The organism is Salinisphaera orenii subsp. orenii MK-B5, from assembly GCF_003788635.1.
GTDB lineage: Bacteria > Pseudomonadota > Gammaproteobacteria > Nevskiales > Salinisphaeraceae > Salinisphaera > Salinisphaera orenii.
Window position 1 is genome coordinate 38775 of record NZ_AYKH01000014.1, and the last position, 19102, is coordinate 57876.

Annotated in this window: 17 protein-coding genes; 10 read left to right on the top strand and 7 right to left on the bottom strand. The window is 67.6% G+C overall.

Annotated elements, in window-relative coordinates; genetic code table 11:
- Nucleotides 1–39 precede the first annotated feature (39 nt).
- The 7 genes from SAOR_RS08875 to SAOR_RS08905 form a co-directional block, all read right to left on the bottom strand.
- A complete protein-coding gene (locus SAOR_RS08875; RefSeq protein WP_123631116.1) occupies nt 40–522 on the bottom strand; it encodes a universal stress protein in 483 nt (160 codons plus the stop codon).
- Nucleotides 523–732: 210 nt separating this feature from the next.
- Nucleotides 733–915 (bottom strand): hypothetical protein, encoded by a 183-nt coding sequence (locus SAOR_RS08880; RefSeq protein ID WP_123631117.1) that lies wholly within the window; start codon nt 913–915, stop codon nt 733–735.
- A 12-nt stretch (nt 916–927) separates the two neighbouring features.
- A complete protein-coding gene (gene cydB, locus SAOR_RS08885) occupies nt 928–2061 on the bottom strand; it encodes a cytochrome d ubiquinol oxidase subunit II (RefSeq protein WP_123631118.1) in 1134 nt (377 codons plus the stop codon).
- Nucleotides 2062–2064: 3 nt separating this feature from the next.
- On the bottom strand, nt 2065–3654 hold the full coding sequence (locus tag SAOR_RS08890) for a cytochrome ubiquinol oxidase subunit I (protein ID WP_123631119.1): 1590 nt from the start codon (nt 3652–3654) through the stop codon (nt 2065–2067).
- 122 nt (nt 3655–3776) lie between these two features.
- A complete protein-coding gene (gene cydC, locus SAOR_RS08895) occupies nt 3777–5591 on the bottom strand; it encodes a thiol reductant ABC exporter subunit CydC (protein WP_123631120.1) in 1815 nt (604 codons plus the stop codon).
- Entirely contained in the window at nt 5588–7333 is a 1746-nt protein-coding gene (gene cydD / locus SAOR_RS08900; RefSeq protein ID WP_123631121.1) for a thiol reductant ABC exporter subunit CydD, read from the bottom strand. The genes cydC and cydD overlap by 4 nt, the downstream gene beginning before the upstream one ends.
- Nucleotides 7334–7452: 119 nt before the next feature.
- Complete coding sequence (locus SAOR_RS08905) at nt 7453–8124, bottom strand: OmpW/AlkL family protein (protein ID WP_123631122.1); 672 nt, start codon at nt 8122–8124, stop codon at nt 7453–7455.
- A gap of 227 nt (nt 8125–8351) precedes the next feature.
- Between SAOR_RS08905 and SAOR_RS08910 the strand changes: the two genes are divergently transcribed.
- The 10 genes from SAOR_RS08910 to rplM all read left to right on the top strand — a co-directional run bounded on the left by SAOR_RS08910 (nt 8352) and on the right by rplM (nt 19099).
- The gene (locus SAOR_RS08910) at nt 8352–9098 is read left to right on the top strand and encodes a helix-turn-helix domain-containing protein (protein WP_123631123.1); all 747 of its coding nucleotides are present in this window, start codon (nt 8352–8354) and stop codon (nt 9096–9098) included.
- Between the two features lie 103 nt (nt 9099–9201).
- A complete protein-coding gene (gene miaB, locus SAOR_RS08915) occupies nt 9202–10569 on the top strand; it encodes a tRNA (N6-isopentenyl adenosine(37)-C2)-methylthiotransferase MiaB (protein ID WP_123631124.1) in 1368 nt (455 codons plus the stop codon).
- 10 nt (nt 10570–10579) lie between these two features.
- Complete coding sequence (locus SAOR_RS08920; RefSeq protein ID WP_123631125.1) at nt 10580–11578, top strand: PhoH family protein; 999 nt, start codon at nt 10580–10582, stop codon at nt 11576–11578.
- A 4-nt stretch (nt 11579–11582) separates the two neighbouring features.
- Nucleotides 11583–12050 (top strand): rRNA maturation RNase YbeY, encoded by a 468-nt coding sequence (gene ybeY / locus SAOR_RS08925; RefSeq protein ID WP_123631126.1) that lies wholly within the window; start codon nt 11583–11585, stop codon nt 12048–12050.
- Nucleotides 12051–12107: 57 nt separating this feature from the next.
- Nucleotides 12108–12971, top strand: a complete 864-nt coding sequence (locus tag SAOR_RS08930) for a CorC family transporter (RefSeq protein WP_123589399.1) — start codon at nt 12108–12110, stop codon at nt 12969–12971.
- Between the two features lie 126 nt (nt 12972–13097).
- Nucleotides 13098–14609, top strand: coding sequence for an apolipoprotein N-acyltransferase (gene lnt / locus SAOR_RS08935; RefSeq protein ID WP_123631127.1), 1512 nt, complete (start codon nt 13098–13100; stop codon nt 14607–14609).
- A gap of 326 nt (nt 14610–14935) precedes the next feature.
- Nucleotides 14936–17374, top strand: coding sequence for a leucine--tRNA ligase (gene leuS, locus SAOR_RS08940; RefSeq protein WP_123631128.1), 2439 nt, complete (start codon nt 14936–14938; stop codon nt 17372–17374).
- A 30-nt stretch (nt 17375–17404) separates the two neighbouring features.
- Nucleotides 17405–17974, top strand: coding sequence for an LPS-assembly lipoprotein LptE (locus SAOR_RS08945; RefSeq protein WP_123631129.1), 570 nt, complete (start codon nt 17405–17407; stop codon nt 17972–17974).
- Nucleotides 17975–17978: 4 nt separating this feature from the next.
- Complete coding sequence (locus tag SAOR_RS08950; RefSeq protein ID WP_123631130.1) at nt 17979–18566, top strand: nitroreductase family protein; 588 nt, start codon at nt 17979–17981, stop codon at nt 18564–18566.
- A gap of 104 nt (nt 18567–18670) precedes the next feature.
- Nucleotides 18671–19099, top strand: coding sequence for a 50S ribosomal protein L13 (gene rplM, locus SAOR_RS08955; RefSeq protein ID WP_123589394.1), 429 nt, complete (start codon nt 18671–18673; stop codon nt 19097–19099).
- Nucleotides 19100–19102 lie beyond the last annotated feature (3 nt).

The window sequence follows — 19102 nt, forward strand, 5'->3', positions numbered from 1 at the left end:
CTCGGTAAGGCGCGAGGGCGTACGAGCCCCGCGCCCGGCTCATTCCGCGAGCGCGTCGCGGCTGTCGTCTTCGATATCGGCCGCGTTCGCGATCTGTTTCTGGCGTACCACGAGTACGGAATGCCGGGCGTGCTTGACTACCTGGCTGGCGATACTGCCGAGCAACACGTCCCAGAACACTGGATTGTGGGAGGCCATGACGATCAGATCGGCGCCGAAATGATCGGCGCGGCGCACGATCGTGCGGGCGACCGATCCCACGCGTACGTCGAGCTGCCAGTTGACGGCTTCGCCGAGGCGTTCGTAGCCGATGCGCTCGAGTTGAGCGCGCGCGGTCTCGCCCAGCTTCCGGACGTAATCCGTGCCGACATAGGGGAAATCGCCAACGTCGATCTCGGGAATGACCGTGAGCAGAATCACGGTCGCAGGCTCGTTGCCGGCGACGCGATTCACGGCTTCGAATACGCTGTCGAGCACGGCATCCTGATTCAGATCCAGCGGTACGAGTATGGTCTGTGACATGGTCCATAGCCTCGGGTTGGGTGTTCGGGAAGAGTCTGACTCGATTGCGACAACGAGCGCTTGATCTGGATCAAACCGGTGGAATTGATGGCGCTGAACGCACAAGCCATTGTTAAAAAGAAAGTCAGCGCAACTTCTGCGCAGTCGGGTTAAAAAAAGAGGGCCGACAGCGTACCTTGCGCTGCCAGCCCTCGGCCCCCCGACTGTGGATTAGTCGTTGTGCTGGTCGTCGACCTCCAGAATCACTGTGCCCGTCACGGCGATCAGGATCATCATCACCGTGCCCAGGACCCAGGCCAGATACCAGGCCCCGGAATCGCCGAGCACGATGGCGAGGAACAACGCGATCAGCCCCACGAGGAACCAGAACGCGAACAGTAGAACGTTCTTCATGACTTGATCTCCCTAGTAGGCGTGCTCGTCGTGTTCGATCTGCTCGGGCGTGACCTTGCCGCGCATCACCCAGAACGCCCAGCTGGTGTAGATGGCCACGATAGGGATGAATATGGCGGTGAACACGAGCATCCAGCCCAGGGTGGTTGCGCTCGAGGAGGCGTCCCACACGGTCAGGCTGTGGCCCGGGTTCGTCGACGAGGGCATGAGGAACGGAAACATCGCCGCACCCACGGTGCCGATGGTGCCGGCCCAGGCCAGCGCGCCCAGCCACCAGGCCAGGTGCGAGAAGCCGCGGCGCGCGGCGAGCACGCCGGCGAGCACGGCCGCGTAGACCAGCCCCGGCACCAGCCACAGCAGCGGATAGGCGCCGAAGTTGTGCAGCCAGGCACCGGCCGAGGCCTCGACGGTCTTGCGCAGCGGCATGGCCGGGCCGGCCGGGTCCGCGCCGCCGGTAATCACGTAGCCGGGCATGAACCACACCCACAATCCGCAGACCGTGAACAGCGCAAGGGCCGCCAGGCCGGCGGCCGTCAGCAGGTTGCAGGCGCGCTCGCGGATGACGCCGGTACCGCGGTTCATGACCATCGCGCCGCCCTGATAGAGGGCGAGTGCGATCGACATCAGCCCGCAGAGCACCGCGAACGGGTTGAACAGGGCGATGAAGCTGCCGGTGTAGTAGGACACCATGTTCCACTCGAAGTGAAACGGCACGCCGCGCAGCATGTTGCCCATGGCCGCGCCGAACACGATCATCGGCACCGCGCCGGAAATGAACAGCGTGACGTCCCAGAGGTTGCGCCAGCGCTGCGAGGGCAGCTTGCTGCGGTATTCGAAACCCAGCGGGCGCACGATCATGCTCCACAGCAGCACCAGCATGACGACATACAGGCCGGAGAAGGCGGTGGCGTAGATCGTCGGCCAGGCCGCGAACACGGCGCCGCCGCCCAGGATGAACCAGACCTGGTTGCCGTCCCAGTGCGGCGCGATCATGTTGATCACGGTGCGGCGTTCGCTGTCGGTGCGGCCCAGGTAGCGCAGGCCGGCGCCCACGCCCATGTCCATGCCGACCATGACGGCCAGGCCGATGAGCAGCACGCCGAGCAGCGCCCACCAGACGAGCTTGAGAACGATATAGATTTCCATGGCTTAGGCTTGGCTCCACTGGGACGTGTGACCGGGGGCGGCGACGGCGGACTCGGTCGGCGGCGGTAGCGGGCCGTCGTCCGGGCCTTTCCTGATGAACTTCACCATCAGGAACATCTCCACGATGATGAAGACGGTGTAGAGCGCCACGAAGCCGACCAGCGAGAAGATCATGTAGCCGACAGAGTGGGTCGAGGCCGAGATCCAGGTCGGCAGCTGGCCGTAGACCGTCCACGGCTGGCGGCCGAGCTCGGCGACCACCCAGCCGGCCTCGTTGGCGATGAAGGGCACCGGGATCATCCAGGGCGCGACTTTCAGGAACCAGCGCTTGTCGACGATCTGGCCGCGCAGCGAGTAGATCGTGGCCAGGATCAGAAAGCCGAGCATGAGAAAGGCGGCGGCGACCATGATGCGAAACGACCAGAAAACCGGCGCGACCGGCGGGATGGTATCGCGTGCGGCCTGCTCGATTTGCGCCGGCGTGGCCTGGGTCACGTCCGGCGCATAGCGCTTGACCAGCAGCGCATGGCCGAGATTGTCGCCATGCGCGCGGAACTGGCGCAGCGCGTCGCGATCGTCGGGGTCTTCGCTGAGTCGTTCGAGCGCGACCAGCGCCGGGATGCCATCGCGGATGCGGGTTTCTGCGCGGCTGACCAGGTCGTTGGCGCCCACGATCGTGCCGTCGAAGGTATGGGTGACCAGTGGCGTGAGTACGTAGGGAATCTGCAGCTCGAAGCGATTCTCCATCGACTCCTGGTCCGGCCAGGCGACGACGTTGAAGCCGGCCGGTGCCTCGGCGGTCTCCCAGAGTCCTTCCATGGCGACCAGTTTGCTCGGCTGGCCTTCGCCGTTGATGAAACCCAGTGCATCGCCCAGACAGATCACGCCGATGCTGGCGAACACGCCGAACAGGGTGGCGACCCGGAACGAGCGCACCGCGACCGCCATGTGGCGCCGACGCAGCATGTAGAAGGCGCTGATGCCGATTACGAAGATCGCGGCGGTCACGAAGCCGGCGACGCTGGTGTGCACGAACTTGGCCTGGGCGTCGTGGCTGAAGAACAGCGCGGTGAAGCTGTCCAGCTCCATGCGCATGGTCTCGGGGTTGAATTCGGCCCCGGTCGGATTCTGCATGTAGGCATTGGCGACCAGAATCCACAGCGCCGACAGGTTCGAGCCCAGCGCGACCATGTAGGTCACCAGCAGATGCTTGCCCCGCGAGAGTTTGTCCCAGCCGAACAACATCAGCCCGACCATGGTCGACTCGAGGAAGAAGGCCATCAGACCCTCGATGGCCAGCGGCGCGCCGAAGATATCGCCGACGAAGTGCGAGTAGGTCGACCAGTTGGTACCGAACTCGAATTCCATGGTCAGACCGGTGGCCACGCCGAGCGCGAAGTTGATCGCGAACAGCTTCGACCAGAACTGGGTCATCTGCCGGTACACCGGGCGACCGCTGATGACGTAGATCGTCTCCATCGTCGCCAGCAGTACGGACAGGCCGAGCGTGAGCGGCACGAACAGATAGTGATAGAGCGCGGTCGCCGCGAACTGCGAGCGGGAGAGCGCGATGACGGTTTCCAGTTCCTGCATGGGTCGGGACTCGCTGTCGGACGGTCGTCGTGACCGGGCGGTAATGCTCGGGCCAGACTAGCCCGCTGCTGTGACGGGGCAGTTGATCTGCATCAAACGCTGTGTGGTGGGATATGGCGGGCTCAGGCGTGTCGGCGAAGCGATAACTCCGGTGTCGGCGCGGTTTCCCCGCGCCCGGCATCCGGTGCGTGCCGGTCCAGCCTGCGGTTGAAATAGGCGCCCTGCAGCCGCCGGTAGGTCTCGCAGTGTCGGACGAGCGTGGCGTGGTCGCCGTCGGCGACAAGTCCGGCGTTTTCGAGTACCAGGATCCGGGCGAAATCGTGCACGCGCGCCAGGTCGTGCGACACGACGATCAGCGTGCGATCCGCCAGATGCCGCTCCAGCCGCGACCAGAGTCGGGCGGCCGTACGCATGTCCAGGCCCTCGAATGGCTCGTCGAGGATCACCAGGGGCGTATCGCGCAGCAACGCACGGGCGATGCCGATCCGCCGGATCTGGCCGCCCGACAGGCGCAGGCCCTCTTCGCCGACGAGGGTGTCGTAGCCTTCCGGCAGAGCCATGATGTCGTCATGGATGCCGGCGACATCGGCCGCGGCGATCATGTCCTCGGCCGTGGCCTCGGGACGGCCGACGAGTAGATTCTCGCGCACGCTGGTATGGAAGAGATACACGCGCTGCGGCACGAACGCGATGCGCGCGCGCAGATCCGCCGCGCGGTAGGCGCTCAGTGGCCGCCCGTCCCAGCGGATCTCGCCTTCGCGGATCTCGGCGAGCCGCAGCAGCAGGTTGACGAACGTGGTCTTGCCGGCCCCGCTCGGGCCGACCACGGCGATGTGTTCGCCCGGCGCGATCGTGAGCGTCACCTCGCGCAGCGCCCACGTGTCGTCGGCCTGATAGCGCGTGCCGACATGGTCGAAACGGATCGCCTCGCAGGCGGGGGGCGGGGCGGGGTGTGCCGGTTCGGCGACCGCCGGCCGGCGGTCTTCGAAGGCGCGCAGCCGCGCGGTCGCGGCCCGCGCCTGGCCCAGCGCCTGCCAGGCGCCGGGCATGAGGGCCACTGCCTCGAAGCAGCCCATGACGAGCAGGATCAGTGGCGCGAAATCCACCGGCTGCAACGCGCCGGAGCGAATCAGTGGCACCAGGAAGCAGGCCGTGCCGACGAGCGCCAGATTCGTCAGCAGCAGCACGCCGGCGCTCGACAGGCCGCTGAGCTTCGACAGCTGTTTCTGGTGTGCGATCCAGTCGCGCGATAGCGCATCGATCGTCTCGCGGCGAGGCTCCAGGGCACCGAAGACCGTCAGCTCGCCGAGGCCTTCGACCCAGTCGACCGCGGCGGCCTTCATCCGCGCCGAGGTGTCGACGGCCGCCGCCCCCGGAGCGCGGCCCAGCCGGTAGGTCAGCCCCGGAAGCGCTATGCCCGCCACGCCCAGCAGGGCGAGATTCACGTGTGCTACCGCCGGGCTGTAGAGCCACATCACCGCGACCGCGCCGAGAAGACAGGCAAGTCCCACCGTGACCGGCGCGATCAGCCGCAGATAGACATGATCCAGCGTGTCGATGTCTGCGCGCACGCGCGCCAGCAGGTCGCCGTTGCGCATATCCACCGTCGACAGCGGTTCGATCTGGCGGTAGAACCATACCCGCAGGCCGGTGAGCAGGCGCAGGGTCGCGTCGTGGGTGATCAGGCGCTCGAGATAGCGCCCGCCGGTGCGCACGATGGCCAGCCCGCGGATCACCGCCGCCGGCGTGAAGTAGTTCATGCCCGCGCCCGCGAGCCCGGCCGCCGCCATGCTGGCGATGAACCAGCCGGCCACCGCCAGTAGAGCCATGTTGGCCGAGACGGTGACGATGGAAACCGCGACGCCCAGCGCGAAGGCGCCGGCATAGGGCCGGGCCAGGCGCAGCCACCAGCGCAGATCGCTACCGAGGCTGTTCATGCCGCGATGGTCCGACTGTCAGATGCGAGCCGCGCGTAGACGCCGCCGTGCGCGAGCAGCTGCTCGTGCCTGCCCTGCTCGACGATGCGCCCGCCGTCCATCACCACGATGCGGTCGGCGTGCGCGACGCTGGCCAGGCGGTGTGCGATCAGCAGCATGCCGCGACCCTGGGCGAGCGCTTCGAGCGCAGTCACCAGACGCCGTTCGTTCTCGGCATCGAGATGGGCGCTGATCTCGTCGACCACGACGAAGCGGGCGTTGCGGACGAAGGCGCGGGCGATGGCCAGCCGCTGGACCTGGCCGCCGGACAGACGCTGGCCGCGTTCGCCGACCGGCGTATCCAGACCCCGGGGCAAAGCGGCCACGAAATCGCGAGCCTGGGCCCGATCGAGGGCGCTCCAGAGGGCGTCGTCGTTGGCCGCGGCGTCGCCGAGCAGGAGATTGTCGCGCACGCTGCCGTGAAACAGGCGCGGCTGCTGGGGCACCCAGGCCAGCTGTTCGCGCCAGCGCTCGATCGCGATCGTCTCCAGTGGCGCGCCGTTGATACGCAGATCGCCGCGATCGGCCCGGATCAGGCCGAGCAGCGCCAGCGCCAGCGTGCTCTTGCCGGCGCCGGAGGCGCCCACGACGGCGATCGTTTCGCCGGCTGCAATGTCCAGGTCGATACCGGCCAGCGCCGGCCTGTCGCTGCCGGGGTAGGTGTAGCCGAGCGCGGCGAGCGTCACCCGTGGCGGCGCGTCGGCGAACACGTCGCGCCGCGTGCCCGGCCATTCGAGCGCGGGGGCGTCGAATATCTCGACCATGCGCTCGGCGGCGGCGATCGCCTCCATGCGTGCGTGGTAGACGCTGCCCATGTTGCGCAGCGGCAGATAGAATTCGGGGGCGAGCAGCAGTACGAGAAAGCCGGCCTCGAAGCCGATCTGGCCCCACATGAGCCGGAAGCCGATCAGCACCGCGACCAGCGCGATGCTAACGGTTGCCAAGAATTCCAGCACCAGCGACGACAGGAACGCCACGCGCAGCACGGCCATCGTACTGCGGCGATAGTCATCGGACAGGCGCTCGATCAGTCGTGCCTCGCGGGCGCCGAGGTTGAAGATGCGCAGCGTGGTCAGCCCCTGCAACGCATCCAGGAAATGGCCGGAGAGCACGCCCATGCGCCGCCACTGGCGCTGGTTGAGCTTTTCCGCGCCCTTGCCGATGAAGATCATGAACACCGGAATCAACGGCGCGGTGGCCAGCAGGACCAGGCCCGACAGCCAGTCGATCGGCATGATGACCGCCAGAATCGCCAGCGGCAACAGCACCGCGACGGCGGTCTGCGACAGATAACGTCCGTAGTAGGCTTCGAGTTTTTCAACGCCCTCGGTCAGCGTCTCCACGAGGTCGCCGCTGGGCATGCGCCGCTGCCAGACGACCCCCAGACGCTCGATGGTGCGCAACAGGCGCTCGCGCACGACGGCCTTGATGGTGGCGCCGGCGGCAAAGCGTGCCTGCTCGCCGGCATAGCTCAGTATCGCCCGCAGGCCGATGAGCAGGAACAGGCCGACCAGCCAGGGCAGGATCGCGGTCAGTGCCGCGCCGTCGAAGATCGCGGCATCGGCGACGTGAGCCAGTACCGCGGCCTGGGCGATCATGAGCACGCCGCCGGCACTTTCGATGGCGATCGCGCGGCTCACCGGCCGGCGCACGATGTCGCTCTCGCGCTTGAGCCAGGCGGCGGACGTGTTCGGTTGCGGCATGCGTTACGCGGCGGCGATCGGGAGCGGGGTTTCGGCGCGTTCACGAAAGCGCCGGGACAAGCCTACGCCTGTCCCGGCGTCCGGGGCAGCCCGGATGGATGTGACCGCGACGGGGGCCGTTAGAAGCGATAGCCCAGTGCCAGCGTGTAGACCCAGGGGTCGATGTCCACGTCCACGTGGGTGGTGCCGGTCGCGGTGCGCACCTCCGCGGTGGTGTCGATCTGCAGGTAGCGCACGTCGGCATTGACGAGCCAGTGATCGCTGATGGCGTAGTCGAAGCCCACCTGTGCTGCCGGGCCGAAGGAATCGTCCAGGTCGATGTCCTCGATTCCCAGCGCGCGCGCTTGCGAGGAGACGTGCTCCGAGAAGAAGAAGGTGTAGTTCAGGCCCAGTCCGACGTAAGGCGTGAAAGCGGTCTTCGTGTCGAAGCGGTACTGCAGGCTGAGCGTCGGCGGCAGGTGCTTGATATCGCCCAGAGGCGCGCCATCGAGCGCGCCGCCGTCGAGTGTCAGATCATGTTTGAACGGCGAGGCCGCCAACAGTTCGAGGGCTAGGTTGTCGGTGAACAGGTAGGCGAGGGTGGCACCGAACTGCGGTTCCGAGCTGACGGCGACATCGGTGCCGGCCAGTGCGGGGGCGAGCTCGCCGTTGCGGCTCGAGGTGTCGTCGTTGGGGGCGACGTAGGTCACCCCGCCGCGCACGATCCAGTCGCCCGCCTGGGCGGCCTGGGCGCTGATCGGGACGAGGGTCGGGACCACGGCCAGAGCGGCGGCGAGGGCGAAGCGGTTCATGGTTGTCTCCTGGACTGGTATTGATGGAATCCATCTTGCGTGCCCGTTGACGGGGGTGATTTGATCCAGGTCAACGGCGCGACTTTCCGGTGCTAATCGATCGAGCGCAAGTAACTGCCTCCCAATGGGAAAGGGCGCGCCCAAGAAAGCCTGAAAGTTTCGTTCGGTTTGGCTAAGCTGGGCCCCGAAAGGGGTCTTACCGATTCACCGAGAACAAGGCCAGGGGAATGGGCGCAGCATCCCAGCAACTCGAACAGCTAAGCGAAACGTGCAGTCATTGCTCGCTGAACTATCTCTGTCTGCCCTACGGCTTGAGCCAGGATGATGTCTCCGAGCTCGAAAGGCTGGTCAGTCCCGGTACGCCGGTCGCGATGAATGCCGAACTGTTCGGCCAGGGCGATACGCTGACGGACCTCTATGCCATCCGCGATGGCTCGATGAAGACCGTCGTGGTCGACGAGGACGGGCTGGAGCAGATTCTGGGATTCTATTACCCGGGCGATCTGCTCGGCCTCGACGGCTTCGCCGATCAGCATCATCACTGCACGGCGGTCGCGCTCGAGTCCACCCGTGTCTGCCGCATCCCGGTCGACCGGCTGGACCGGCTGGTGGACAAGCTGCCGAGCCTGCGTCACCAGATCATGCGGCTGATGAGTCAGGCGCTGTCCGACGAGGAACGGCTGCTGCTGACCCTCGGTCGCAAGAACAGCGAGGGCCGCATCAGCAGTCTGTTGCTCACGCTCAGTCGCCGGCGCGAGATGCGCGGGCTCGACCCGAGCCCGGTGTCGCTGAGCATGAAACGATCGGAGCTGGCCAACTTCCTGTCGATGCGGCTGGAGACGGTCAGCCGCGTGCTCACTCGACTGCAGCGCGACGGCGTGATCCGCGTGCGCCAGAGCCGCGTCGACATCCTGGATCGCGAGGCGCTGCGTTCGCGCTCGAGCCGGGGCGCATGGGCGGCCGATCAGTCATGAATCGGGACGGCGCCCGGCCGCGCGCCCGCCGGGTTGCACGTTTGCCGCATCGGTTACACTGTAAGGCTTGCTTGCAATCGCCCGGTAACGGGCCGGACGGGTCATGACCAGCGCGACGCAACCGAAAGTCTTCGTGCAGACCTGGGGCTGCCAGATGAACGAGTACGACTCGGCCAAGATGGTCGACGTGCTCGTCAAACAGCGCGGTGCGATGCGCGTGGGCAGCGCGGAAGCCGCCGACATCATCCTGCTCAATACCTGCTCCGTGCGCGAGAAGGCGCAGGAAAAGGTGTTTTCGCAGCTCGGCCGCTGGCGTGAGCTCAAGGAAGCGCGCCCCGAGATCGTGATCGGCGTGGGCGGCTGTGTCGCCTCGCAGGAAGGCCACGCGATCCGCGAGCGCGCGCCCTACGTGGATATGGTGTTCGGCCCGCAGACGCTGCATCGCCTGCCCGAGATGCTGGACGCGGTGCAGGACAACGGCGCCGGCGTGGTCGATATCGCCTTTCCGGAGATCGACAAGTTCGATCACATGCCGCCGGCGAAAGCCGAGGGCGCGACCGCGTTCGTTTCGATCATGGAAGGCTGCTCGAAGTACTGCAGCTTCTGTGTCGTGCCCTACACCCGCGGCGAAGAGATCAGCCGCCCGTTCGACGATGTGATTCTCGAGGTCGCGGAGCTGGCCGATCAGGGCGTGAAGGAAATCACGCTGCTGGGGCAGAACGTCAACGGCTACCGTGGGCCGATGGAAGACGGCTCGGTCTGCGATCTGGCGATGCTGGTCGAGTTCGTGGCCGAGATCGAAGGTATTGAGCGCATCCGCTACACCACCAGCCATCCGCTGGAATTCTCGGACGCGCTGATCGAGGCCTATGCCCGCGTGCCCAAGCTCGCCAACTATCTGCATCTGCCGGTGCAGTCCGGCTCGGACGCGGTGCTCGCACAGATGAAGCGCGGCTATACGGCCGATCATTTCCGCGAGCGCATCGCGAAGCTGCGCGAGGTGCGCCCTGACATCAGCCTGTCGACCGATATCATCGTTGGCCACCCGGGCGAGGGCGAGGCCGAATTCGAGGAAACGATGCAACTGGTCGATGACATCGGCTTCGACGCGGCGTTTTCCTTCGTCTACAGCAAGCGCCCCGGCACGCCGGCCGCCGACATGGCCGATGACACGCCGCGCGAACTCAAGAAAGAACGTCTGGCACGGCTGCAGGCCCGCATCGGCGACTTCAACCGGCAGTTCATGCAGGGCATGGTCGGTACCACCCAGCGCGTACTGGTCGAGCGCGAGTCCAAGCGCGGGGGTGGGCAGATGGCCGGCCGCACCGATTCCAACCGCTGGGTGAACTTCGACGGCCACCCGCGGATGGCCGGGCATTTCGTCGAGGTCGAGATCACTGAGGCGCTGGACAACTCGCTGCGCGGACGTGTGGCCATCCGCGAGCCCGATCTCGCGGTGGCGGCCGGATAACGGAAGCATTTTGAGCGAAACCGTACGCAAGACGATCGAGCTGGCCCCGGCCGATGTAAATCGGCTCGCGCAGCTGTGCGGGCCGCAGGATGGCCATCTGCGCCTGCTCGAAGACAGCCTGGGTGTGCGCGTGCACAACCGCGGCCATCATTTCCAGGTGGCCGGGCCCGAACAGGCGGCGACCGCCGCGGTCGATGCCCTGAACGAACTCTATGCCGCGACCGCCGCCGGCCCGGTCACGCCCGATCGGGTGCACGTGGTCGCGCGCACCGCCGAGCGCGAACGCGATGAAGCGAGCGAGGGCGCGACCGACGAAGACATCGTCATCAAGACCCGTACCGGACTGGTACGCGGCCGCGGGCCGAGCCAGCGGCGTTATCTGGCCAATCTCAAGGCCAACGATCTGAATTTCGGCATCGGCCCGGCCGGCACGGGCAAGACGTTTCTGGCGGTGGCCGCCGCGGTCGACGCGCTGGAGGCCGAGCGGGTGCGCCGGCTGCTTCTGGTGCGCCCCGCGGTGGAGGCCGGCGAACGGCTGGGCTTTCTGCCGGGCGATCTGGCGCAGAAGGTCGATCCGTACCTGCGCCCGCTCTACGACGCGCTCTACGAGATGCTCGGCTTCGACCGCGTCGGGCGGTTGATCGAGCGCAACGTGATCGAGATCGCGCCGCTGGCCTATATGCGCGGGCGCACGCTCAACGAGGCCTATATCATCCTCGACGAGGCCCAGAACACCACCGTCGAGCAGATGAAGATGTTTCTGACCCGTATCGGCTTCGGTTCCACCGCGGTGGTCACCGGCGACATGACCCAGATCGATCTGCCCGCGTCCAAGCGCTCCGGACTGCGCCACGCGGTGGATATTCTCACCGGCATCCAGGGCATCAGCGTGACGCGCTTTTCCGCCCGCGATGTGGTTCGCCACCCGCTCGTTCAGCGCATCGTCCAGGCCTACGATCGGGACGACGACGCCGAGCACGGCGAGGGCACGGAGTCCGGTCGCGGCTGAGATGATGCTCGACATCGAAGTCGCCGGGGCGGGTGCTGCCGGCGACGCCTTCGACCCCACGCGCATCGAGACGGCCGCCACGGCCGCCCTCGAAGCCGTCGCGGCCTTCGACGCCGAGACCGCGGTGGAGCTCGGCGTGCACATCGTGGATCGGGCCGAATCCGCCCGCCTCAACGGCGCCTATCGCGACAAGCCGTACGCCACCAACGTGCTCTCGTTCCCTGCGGACGTGCGATTGCCGGGCTTTGCCGCGCTGGGCGATCTGGTGATCTGCGCGCCGGTGGTCGAGGCCGAGGCCGAGGCCCAGGGCAAGACGCTGTCGGCGCACGTCGCGCACATGGTCGCGCACGGTGTCCTGCACTTGCTCGGCTTCGATCATATCGGCGACGATGAGGCGGATGTCATGGAGTCCGCCGAGCGCCGCGTGCTGGCGCGGCTGGGCTACGATGACCCCTATCTCGAACGTGACTGATCGACCTGCCGCTACGGCCGGTGACACAAGGAGGGCGGCCGTAGCCGCAGCGCGAGCATGAGCGAAGACGACGAATCGGAATCCAACCGAAGTAGCAGCGGCAACTGGCTGCGTCAGATCGGCATGAGCCTGGCCGGGCCGCCGCGCGATCGGGACGAGCTGGTGGCCGTGCTCACCGAAGCCCAGGAGAACGAACTGCTGGACGTGGACGCGCTCTGGATGATGCAGGGCGTGCTCAAGGTCTCGGAGCTGCAGGTGCGCGACATCATGATCCCGCGCTCGCAGATGGTGGTGGTCGAATCCGACGCCGACATCGCCGAGGTGCTGGCCACGGCGATCCAGTCCGGCCACTCGCGATTCCCGGTGATCGGCGAATCGCGCGACGAGGTCGCCGGCATCCTGCTGGCCAAGGACATGCTGCAGCTGGCCGAGTCGCCCGGCGGGCGCGCCGAGTTCGAGATCGGCGATGTGCTGCGGTCGGCGGTCTATGTGCCGGAGTCCAAGCGCGTCAACGTGCTGCTCAAGGAATTCAAGGCCTCGCGCAATCACATGGCGATCGTGGTGGACGAGTACGGCGGCGTCGCCGGGCTGGTCACCATCGAGGACGCGCTCGAGCAGATCGTGGGCGACATCGACGACGAATACGACCAGGCCGAGGGCGCCTATATCCTGCGGCAGGAGAAGAACCGCTTCCAGGTGCGCAGCCTCACGCCGGTCGACGAGTTCAACAAGTACTTCGACACCGATTTCTCGGACGAGGACTTCGACACCATCGGCGGCCTCGTGGTGCACGAGTTCGGGCACATGCCCAAGCGCGGTGAGACCACGACCATCGACCGTTTCCAGTTCAACGTCCAGCGCGCCGATTCGCGCCGCATCCATCTGTTCCAGATGACGATTCTGCCGGAGGCCGCCGAGTAGCGCCGAGGCTGCAGCCCGCCTCCGTCGGCCAGGGAGACCGTTGTGACGACACCATCCAGCATCGCACCGCCGGCCGCCGGGCGCGTTTCGTCGCCGGACCGGGCGTGCCGGCTCGGCGGGCGCTAGATGGCGTCTCGTATTTCCGGCCGGGCTCTGCTGCTCGATGTGCTGGCGCCGGCGCTGCTCGGCGGCGCGGCGACGCTCGGCTTCGCGCCGTTCGGCTACTACGGGCTGACGCTGGTCGCGCTGGTCGGCCTGGTGGCGCTGTGGTGGCGGGCCAGCGCCCGGCGCGGCGCCTGGCGGGGGTTTGTGTTCGGGCTCGCCCATTTCGGCAGCGGCATCTACTGGACATTCGTCTCCACCTATTACTACGGCGGCGCACCGCTGATCATGGCCATCGGCCTGGTCTGCCTGCTGACGATCTATCTGGCGCTCTACCCGATGCTCGTGGGCGCCTTCGCGGGCGCCACGCGGCGGCTGCCGCGCACGCTCTGGGCGCTGGTCTTCGTGCCGGGCGCCTGGCTGCTGGCCGAACTGGTGCGCAGCTGGGTGATGACCGGTTTCCCCTGGCTGTCGCTCGGCTATTCGCTGATCGATGCGCCCGTCACCGCGATCGCACCGCTGGGCGGCGTGTATCTGCTGGGTTTCCTGATGATGGCGGCGGCGGGCACCATCGCGCTGCTGTTCGCGGGCACCATCGCGGGCCGGACGGTCGCGGTGCTGCTGATCGCGATCGCGCCGGTGGCGCTGTGGTGGCTGCCGGCGGCCGGGCACTGGACACAGCCGAGCGGCGAGCCGGTGCGGGTCGACATCCTGCAGGGCAATTTCCCGCAGGAGATCAAATGGCGGCGCGACACGCTGGCGAAGACGCTGTCGCGCTACCGCGACATGACCGAAGCCAGCGACGCGCCCCTGGTGGTCTGGCCCGAGGTCGCGGTTCCCGCGCCGGCCGATCGCGTGCGCGACTATCTGGACGACATCGCAGCGCTCGCGGCCGGGCGCGACCAGACCGTGCTTGCTGGCACGCTGGTGCCGGATGACGCCACCGGCGCCTACTACAATGCAGTGCTCGCCCTCGGCGCGGGCGAGGGGCGCTACTACAAGCGCCATCTGGTGCCCTTCGGCGAGTATTTCCCGGTGCCCGGGTTCGTCAAGGACTGGCTCGACGGCATCGACATGCGCTTTTCAGATCTCGGTTTCGGCCCCGACGAACAGGCGCCGATCGAGGCCGCCGGTCTGCGCCTGGGGCTGTCGATCTGCTTCGAGGACGCCTTCGGCTACGAGATCGCCCGGGCGCTGCCGGCGGCCGGGGTGCTGGTCAACGTGACCAACGATGCGTGGTTCTCCGGCACCACCGCCGCGCCGCAGCATCTGGAGATTGCCCGCATGCGGGCGCTGGAGGCGGGCCGGCCGATGCTGCGCGCGGCCAATACCGGCATCTCCGCGATCATCGACGCCGAAGGGCGCGTGCGCGAACGCACCGATCAGTTCACCGTGGCGACCATCGAGTCCACGGTGCAGCCGCGTGACGGGCTGACGCCCTACATGCGGCTGCGCGACCGGCCGTTGTGGCTGGCGGCTTTCGTGCTCGTCGCCGCGGGCCTGGCGCTGACCGCGATCCGGCGGCGGGGGCGATGACTCGGGCGGGTGTCCTCTGGTGACGTGCGGGCGTCGCCTCGCGGCCGCACCTCGCCGCCGACAGGCGTGGTGCGCCGGCCGTGGCGGGGCCTGATCGCGGCGCGCGCCGACCCACGGCGTGATTAGCGGCCGGAGGCTTGCCCACAGGCGCCGTTCCCGGCGATCCAACGTTGCGGCGCGCTGGCGCGCAATTGCTGCGCGCCTCGTGTCGTCGCCGGGCAGCGCCTGTCGCGGGCTCGCACGAAAACGCCACACCGCCTAGACTAGCGGGCTGTTTTCGACCCGATGTCGCTGCGCCCGCGAGCGACGAGACGATAATACCGCCCATGGATGCCACCTACCGTTTCGAGGCGATCGAGGCCGACGTGCAGTCGCGCTGGACCGCGGCGCGCGTCTTCGAGGTCGTCCGCGACGATCGCGACAAGTTCTACTGTCTGTCGATGTTCCCCTATCCCAGCGGCAAGCTGCACATGGGGCACGTGCGCAACTACACCATCGGCGACGTCATCTCGCGCTATCAGCGCATGTGCGGCAAGAACGTGCTCCAGCCGATGGGCTGGGACGCCTTCGGCCTGCCGGCCGAGAACGCGGCGATCAAGAACGGCGTGCCGCCGGCGAAATGGACGCGCGAGAACATCGCGGCGATGCGCGAGCAGCTCGCCCAGCTCGGCTTCGCCTACGACTGGTCGCGCGAGTTCGCGACCTGCGACCCGTCCTACTATCGCTGGGAGCAGTGGCTGTTCACGCGGCTGTTCGAGAAGGGGCTGGTCTATCGCAAGGAATCGGTGGTCAACTGGGATCCGGTCGACCAGACCGTGCTCGCCAACGAGCAGGTGGTCGACGGCCGCGGCTGGCGTTCGGGCGCGATCGTCGAACAGCGCGCGATTCCGCAGTGGTTCGCGCGCATCACCGACTATGCCGACGAACTGCTGGACGATCTCGACAAGCTCGACGGCTGGCCGGAGGCGGTCAAGACCATGCAGGCCAACTGGATCGGCCGTTCGACCGGTCTGGAGATCGATTTCGAGGTGGCCGGCCAGGACGAGCCGCTGACGGTCTACACCACGCGCCCCGACACGCTGCACGGCGCGACCTACATGGCGCTGGCGGCCGATCATCCCCTGGTCGCGGCCGCCGCCGATACCGACGCCGAACTGGCGGCGTTTGTCGAGGAATGCCGCGCCGGCGGCACCGCCGAGGCCGGGCTGGAAACGCGCGACAAGAAAGGCTATCGCCTGCCGGTCGAGGCGATTCACCCGCTGTCGGGCGAGAAGCTGCCGATCTTCGCGGCCAATTTCGTGCTGATGGGTTACGGCACGGGCGCGGTGATGAGCGTGCCCGCGCACGATCAGCGCGACTGGGAGTTCGCCACCGCCTACGGCCTGCCGATCGTACCGGTGGTCGCCGATGCCGAGGGCAACGCGCCGGATATCGGCCGCGGCGCGAGTGCCGACAAGGGCGTGCTGATCAACTCGGGCGAGGACGACGGCAAGGACTTCGACGCCGCCTTCAACGCCATTGCCGACCGGCTGGAGGCGCGCGGCGTGGCCCGCCGCAAGACCCAGTACCGCCTGCGCGACTGGGGCCTGTCGCGCCAGCGCTACTGGGGCGCGCCGATCCCGATCATCCACTGCGACGACTGCGGCGCGGTGCCGGTGCCGGAGGCCGATCTGCCGGTGGTGCTGCCAGAGGACGTCACCCCCGAGGGCGCGGGCTCGCCGCTGCCGGACATGCCCGAGTTCGTGAACTGCGACTGCCCGGCCTGCGGCAAGCCGGCCCGGCGCGAGACGGACACCTTCGACACCTTCATGGAGTCGTCCTGGTACTTCGCCCGTTTCGCCTGCCCGGACGCCGACGTCATGCTCGACGACCGGGCCGGCTACTGGCTGCCGGTGGATCAGTACATCGGCGGGGTGGAGCACGCCATTCTGCATCTGCTGTATGCGCGTTTCTTCCAGAAGGTCATGCGCGACGAGGGCCTGAGCCACGCCGACGAACCGTTCTCGCGCCTGCTGACCCAGGGGATGGTGCTGTCCGACGGCGCCAAGATGTCCAAGTCCAAGGGCAACACGGTCGATCCGCAGGCGCTGATCGAGACCTACGGCGCGGACACCGTGCGCCTGTTCACCATGTTCGCGGCGCCGCCGGATCAGTCGCTGGAATGGTCGGATGCCGGCGTCGAGGGCGCGCATCGCTTTCTCAAGCGGCTCTGGCGTCTGGTCGCCGACCACGTCGACCGCGGCGTGGTGGCACCGGCGGGCACCGCCGAAGGCGAGGCCGGGGCGCTGCGTCGCAAGCTGCACGAGACCATCGCCAAGGTCGGCGACGACGTCGGCCGGCGCTACACGTTCAACACGGCCATCGCCGCGATCATGGAACTGTGCAATGCGCTGGGCCGCGTCGACGACGCCGATCCGGCGCAGCATGCGGTGCGCCAGGAGGCGCTGGAGGCGATCGTGCGGATGCTGGCGCCGATCACCCCGCATGTCTGCGACGTGCTCTGGCGCGAGCTCGGCCACGACGATCTGTTGCTGGACGTGGCCTGGCCCGAGGCCGACGAAGGCGCGCTGACCCGAGACAGTCTCACCCTCGTGGTGCAGGTCAACGGCAAGGTGCGTGCCCGCATCGAGGTGCCGGCCGACGCCGATCGCGATACGGTGGCCGCGGCCGCGCGGGCGGACGACAACGTCGCCCGTTTCGTGGACGGCCAGCCGATCAAGAAGACCATCGTGGTGCCGGGCAAGCTCGTCAATCTCGTGGTATAGATCGCTCCGTAAAGCCAAGGACGTGCCGCTATGAAACGCCGATCGCCGACCGCCATCAGCCCGCGCCGCCGGGCCTGGCCGCCCCTTCTGGCGGCGCTCGCCGTGCTGGTGTCGCTGGCCGGCTGCGGTTTTCATCTGCAGGGCGCCTCGCCGCTGCCGAGCGGCGTCGAGCGCATGCACGTCAGCTACAGCGACGATTACCGGGTGGGCGACCCGCCGTTGGTGCAGACGCTGGAGCAACGGCTGCGCGAGCGCGGCGTGCTGGGCGAGTCGGGTGCCGCCGCCCAGCTCGACATCGCCGAGATCGACAACAACCAGCGCATCGTGTCCGTGAGCCCGCGCGACGGCCGCGTCGCCGAGTACGAGCTGACCACCCGCGTGCGCTTCGACTACAGCGTCAACGGCGCCACCCAGCTGTCCGGCGAGACCCTGTCGGTCACCCGCAACTACAGTTTCGACGACACCGAGCGACTGGCCGCCGAAGCCGAACAGCGGGATCTGCTGACCAGCATGCACCGGGAGCTGGCGGACCTGATTCTGCTGCGCATCGCCGATGCCAACGATCGGCTCGGCGCGGCCGCCGGCGACAAGGGCGCCTGAGGCGATGGTCGACCGCGCCGCCCTCGAGGCCAGCCCGATAGAGCCGGCCGACGCCGCGCGCTTTTTGCGCGGGCGCCGCTCGGTGGATCAGTTCCGCGACACGGTGCCGGACCCGGCGCTCGTGCGCGAGGCGATCGAGATCGCGCGCTGGGCGCCCAACCATCACGAAACCCAGCCGTGGCGCTTCTATCTCATCGGCCCCCGCACCCAGGCCGACATCGTCGAACTCAACGCGGCGCTGGTGGCCGAGCGCAAGGGCGACGACGTGGCCGCCACCAAGCGCGAGCGCTGGCGCCGTGTCCCGGGCTGGCTGGCGGTGACCTGCGTGCGCGACGACGACCCGGTCACTGCGCAGGAGGACTACGGCGCCTGCGCCTGCGCGATCCACAACCTCTCACTGTATCTGCACAGCGCCGGCGTGGAGAGCAAGTGGACGAGCGGGGCGGTCACCCGCGAGACGCGTTTCCTCGAGATGCTCGGCGCCGATCCGGCCCGCGAATACTGCGTGGGCCTGATCTGGTACGGTTACCCGAAACGGCGTCCACGCACCCAGCGCCGCGACCTCGGCGAGATCGTTTTCTCCTGCCCGTGAATCGGCCGCGCGGCGGCGTTGCAAATCCGGCGCGCGCGCATTAGAATTGCGCGCTTTCCGCAGCCACGGGTGGCTGCACGTTCGCGTTCGCTCCAGGATATGCAATGAAGACGTTTTCCGCGAAAAAGGACGAAGTGCCCGGCGACTGGTTCGTCGTGGACGCTGCCGACAAGACGCTCGGTCGGCTCGCCTCCGAGGTCGCCTTCCGTCTGCGCGGCAAGCACAAGCCGGAGTTCACCCCGCATATGGACGTCGGCGACCACATCGTGGTCATCAACGCCTCGCAGGTGAAGGTCACCGGCAAGAAGCCGCAGCAGAAGGTCTATCACCGTCACACCGGCTATGTGGGCAACCTGAAGTCGATCACGCTGGAAGACCAGCTGGCGACCCACCCGGAGCGCGTGATCGAGAGCGCGGTCAAGGGCATGCTGCCGAAAAACCCGCTCGGCCGGCAGATGGGCCGCAAGCTGCGCGTCTATCCGGGCGCCGAGCATCCGCACGCCGCACAGCAGCCGCAGACGCTGGAGATTTAAGCA